This window comes from Acidovorax sp. KNOB132, from assembly GCF_057541515.1.
In genome coordinates this window covers 1-2095 of the sequence record NZ_BAAJYT010000424.1, presented here as the reverse complement: position 1 = coordinate 2095, position 2095 = coordinate 1, and the positions used below count along the sequence as shown (strand labels likewise).

Sequence of the window (2095 nt, the reverse complement as noted above, 5' to 3'; positions counted from 1 at the left end):
TGCCGCAGGACGGCCGCATCAGCCTGCGCCTGGGCACCCGCGCCATCGACGTGCGCGTGTCCACCCTGCCCAGCGCCCATGGCGAGCGCGCCGTGCTGCGCCTCCTGGACAAGAGCGAGAGCAAGCTGAGCCTGGAGGCCGTGGGCATGCAGGGCAACACCCTGCGCCGCTTCGACAGCCTGATCCACCAGCCGCACGGCATCATCCTGGTGACCGGGCCCACGGGCTCGGGCAAGACCACCACGCTGTATGCCGCGCTCGGCCGCCTGGACGCGGCCAGCAGCAACATCATGACGGTGGAAGACCCCATCGAATACGAGCTGCCGGGCGTGGGCCAGACGCAGGTGAACGCCAAGATCGACCTCACCTTCGCCAAGGCCCTGCGCGCCATCCTGCGCCAGGACCCGGACGTGATCATGATCGGCGAAATCCGCGATTTCGAGACCGCGCAGATCGCCATCCAGGCCTCCCTCACCGGCCACCTGGTGCTGGCCACGCTGCACACCAACGACGCCGCCAGCGCCGTCACGCGGCTGACCGACATGGGCGTGGAGCCCTTCCTGCTGTCCAGCTCGCTGCTCGGCGTGCTGGCCCAGCGCCTGGTGCGCAAGCTCGATCCGTCCGACCCCAGCGGCTACCGCGGCCGCACGGGCGTGTTCGAGATGCTGGTGGTGGACGACACGCTGCGCGCGCAGATCCACAACCAGTCTTCCGAGGCCGACCTGCGCGCCACGGCCCTGGCCGGCGGCATGACGCTGATGCGCGACGACGGCGAGCGCCTGGTGCGCGCCGGCATCACCAGCCCCGAGGAAGTGCTGCGCGTCACGCGGGACTGAGCGGGCAGGCACGCCAGAGAGCGGCCACGGCGCGAAGCATCGATCGCTATTATTTTAATAGCAAGATGCCCTAGTACTGATTGCGCTGGCGGCCTATTCGGCCCCAATCGCCATCGGCGGCCAGGGCAGGCTGGAGTCTGAAGGTGGCCGTGCCTGTCGCCGGGCCGCTCCGCTTCAGCGCCCCAGCCCGCGCTTGAGCTCCTTGAGCAGCAGCACCACCTGCTTGGAGGCGTGCTGGCAACCCTTGAACGCCTGCTGCGCCAGCGCCATGTCGCCCGCCTCGGCGTGCCGCACCAGGTCCGCCGCCTGCTGGTGGAAATGGCGGTGGCGCCGCGCCATCATGTCGAAGGCCGGAAAGTGGCCCAGCGCGATGCGCCCGTCCCCCTGCAGCCACTGGCCCAGTTCCGAGCAGCCATCGTCCTGGATCACCTCGGGCCGCAGCCGCTCGTCGCGCGCGCCCTGCAGCACCTGCTCCAGCCAAGGCAGCCAGCGCTCGTGGCTGGCGATGGCGGCGTCGATGTCGATCTCGGCCAGCAGCTTGGCGGCCTCCTCGCCCATCACCACCAGTTCGCTGGCGTTGCTGTCGGGCAGCGAGGTCCAGTCGTCTTCCACGGCCTTGCCATCCGCCCGCGGCGTGAACAAGCGGCTGAAAAATCCCATGGCTTCCTGGTCCTGGTGCGTGCCCCGCTCGGCCACGCCGCGGACTGCGGCGATGCAGGGGACAGGGACGGCGGCGCCGTCATAGCCTGGGATTATCGACGCTGGCTCAGCCATCGCCAAACTTGGCATTCGCGGCGCCCCGCACAGCGCGCCTAGCACCGAACCGATGGCCGCGGGCGAGCACAGGTTTGGCCGGCGCCCCACAATCGTCCGCATGACCTCTACGCAACGCCCCACGCAACGATTCCCCGCTCTTTCCATGCTCGATCTGGTGGCCGTTCGCGAAGGCGGCACGGTGGCCGAGGCCCTGCAGATCGCCGTGCGCACCGCCCAGCATGCCGAATCGCTGGGCTTTTCGCGCTACTGGCTGGCCGAACACCACAACATGCCCGGCATCGCCAGCTCGGCCACGGCCGTGCTGGTCGGCCACATCGCCGGCGCCACGCAGCGCATCCGCGTCGGCTCGGGCGGCATCATGCTGCCCAACCATGCGCCGCTGGTGGTGGCCGAGGCCTTCGGCACGCTGGCCGAGCTGTACCCCGGCCGCATCGACCTGGGCCTGGGCCGCGCGCCCGGCACCGACGGCCCCACCATGCGCG

3 protein-coding genes are annotated in these 2095 nt (G+C 70.2%); 2 read left to right on the top strand and 1 reads right to left on the bottom strand.

Annotation, left to right across the window (positions count from 1 at the left end):
- Positions 1–836, top strand: an 836-nt coding sequence (locus AC27IO_RS23335) for a GspE/PulE family protein (RefSeq protein ID WP_498741043.1), incomplete at its 5' end; no start/stop codon positions are given.
- Positions 837–1010: 174 nt separating this feature from the next.
- Here AC27IO_RS23335 and AC27IO_RS23330 read toward each other — a convergent pair.
- A complete protein-coding gene (locus AC27IO_RS23330; RefSeq protein ID WP_284429847.1) occupies positions 1011–1496 on the bottom strand; it encodes a CZB domain-containing protein in 486 nt (161 codons plus the stop codon).
- A 214-nt stretch (positions 1497–1710) separates the two neighbouring features.
- Between AC27IO_RS23330 and AC27IO_RS23325 the strand changes: the two genes are divergently transcribed.
- A partial coding sequence (locus tag AC27IO_RS23325) for an MsnO8 family LLM class oxidoreductase (protein WP_498741040.1) occupies positions 1711–2095 on the top strand: 385 nt, incomplete at its 3' end.